This window comes from Nocardioides sp. (assembly GCF_035429765.1).
GTDB lineage: Bacteria > Actinomycetota > Actinomycetes > Propionibacteriales > Nocardioidaceae > Nocardioides.
This window is the reverse complement of sequence record NZ_DAOMFK010000339.1, coordinates 1-1688: the sequence shown is the minus strand read 5'-3', so window position 1 is coordinate 1688 and position 1688 is coordinate 1. Positions and strand designations below refer to the sequence as shown.

3 protein-coding genes are annotated in these 1688 nt (G+C 74.1%); 1 reads left to right on the top strand and 2 read right to left on the bottom strand.

Annotation, left to right across the window (positions count from 1 at the left end):
* Positions 1–257: 30S ribosomal protein S2 (gene rpsB / locus PLP61_RS16995; RefSeq protein ID WP_324503984.1), on the bottom strand; the 257-nt coding region annotated here is incomplete at its 3' end.
* A gap of 391 nt (positions 258–648) precedes the next feature.
* On the opposite strand from rpsB, the gene PLP61_RS16990 reads away from it, so the two are divergent.
* A complete protein-coding gene (locus tag PLP61_RS16990) occupies positions 649–1230 on the top strand; it encodes a M23 family metallopeptidase (RefSeq protein ID WP_324503983.1) in 582 nt (193 codons plus the stop codon).
* Here PLP61_RS16990 and PLP61_RS16985 read toward each other — a convergent pair.
* Positions 1203–1688 (bottom strand): tyrosine-type recombinase/integrase (locus PLP61_RS16985; protein ID WP_324503982.1); only part of this gene is annotated, 486 nt, incomplete at its 5' end. The genes PLP61_RS16990 and PLP61_RS16985 overlap by 28 nt on opposite strands.

Below are 1688 nucleotides of genomic sequence, written 5' to 3'. Positions count from 1 at the left end.
CGGGTCGCCTGCTCGGCGATCGCCTCCTGGGCCTGCTTCTTGGTGCCGACGAACATCACCGAGCCGCCCTTGGCCACGGTCTCCTTGATGAAGGCGTAGGAGCGGTCGATGTAGGCGAGGGACTGCTGCAGGTCGATGATGTAGATGCCGTTGCGCTCGGTCATGATGAAGCGCTTCATCTTCGGGTTCCAGCGCCGGGTCTGGTGCCCGAAGTGCACGCCGCTCTCGAGCAGCTGGCGCATGGTGACGACTGCCATGGGACTCTCCTGGGTGACGGGACCGCGCCGCAGGTGACCCGGCAGCCTGCGCAGCCGGGGCTTGGGTCGGACCCTGGGTTTTCAGTTGCCGCAACCGGCGGGGCCGGCTGCCCTGACGCCCACGCGCGACCCCACCCGGCCGGGGCCGGGACCGAGGATCGTCGCCCACGGGTGGCCGGACTCTCCAGGAGGCTGAGGAGCCCGTCGCGGTCTGTGTGCGTGCGAAGTCGATCCCCGACATGCGGGGACCGCTGAGGGCATGCTAGTCGACCGGCCTGGATGCCGGCGAATCCGGCCCACCTCGTCCACAGCCGGACGCGTTGCCCCGCCGGTCCACAGGAGCGGGTTCGCCCGGCCCGGAGGCCGCCGCGCGTCGAGCACGATGGCGGGCATGTCCCTGCGTCCCGCTCCCCCGTCGCTGCTGCTGGTCCTCCTGCTCGTCTCTGCGGCCCTCGGGGCCGGGCCCGCCCGGGCCGCGACCGACCCGGCCGGCGTGTGGCCGCTGCGCCCCACCCCCCGCGTCGTCGGCTGGTTCGACCCCCCGGAGAGTCCGTGGGGTACCGGGCACCGCGGCGTGGATCTCGCCGGCTCGGTGGGGCAGCTGGTGGTTGCCGCCCTGGATGGGCAGGTGCGGTACGCCGGGGTGCTGGCGGGTCGCGGGGTCGTCGTGGTCGGGCACGGCACGACGCGGACGACGTACGAGCCGGTCGAGGCGCTGGTGCGGGTGGGCGAGCTGGTGTCCGCCGGGGATCCGCTCGCGGCTCTCCAGCTGGCCGGGTCACACTGCCTCCCACTCGCGTGCCTGCACTGGGGGTGGCTCCGCGCAGACACCTACCTGGACCCGCTGGAGCTGGTCGGTGCCGGGCCGGTGCGGCTATTGCCGCTGTGGCAGCCGGCGCCGGCGACCCGGTGGCCTGTCCTGCAGCGCTGGTGGCGACCGCTGGCTCAGGCCCTGGGGTGCGCCTGCTGGTAGGCCCGGCGCAGTCGGTCGGTGGTGACGTGGGTGTAGAGCTGGGTGGTCGCCAGCGAGGCGTGGCCGAGCAGCTCCTGGACGCTGCGCAGGTCCGCACCACCCTCCAGCAGGTGGGTGGCTGCGCTGTGCCGGAGCCCGTGCGGACCGATGTCGGGGGCCCCGGGAACGTCGGCGACCCGCCGGTGCACCATCGTCCGCACGGCGCGCTGGTCGAGCCGGCCCCCGCGGGCGCCCAGGAACAGTGCGTCGCGGGAGGCCTCGCCCCGCAGGGAGGGCCGCCCTTCGCGCACCCAGCGGTCCAGGGCCCGGGCGGCGGGAAGCCCGTAGGGAACCATCCGCTCCTTGCGGCCCTTGCCGTACACGCGCGCCAGCCGCCGCTCGGGATCGAGGTCGTCCAGGTCGAGACCGACCAGCTCGCCGACGCGGATGCCGGTGGCGTAGAGCAGCTCCAGCACCGC

Coding starts and splice junctions, on each gene's coding strand:
- PLP61_RS16990 (WP_324503983.1), top strand. CDS start 649: ATGTCCCTGCGTCCCGCTCCCCCGTCGCTGCTGCTGGTCCTCCTGCTC.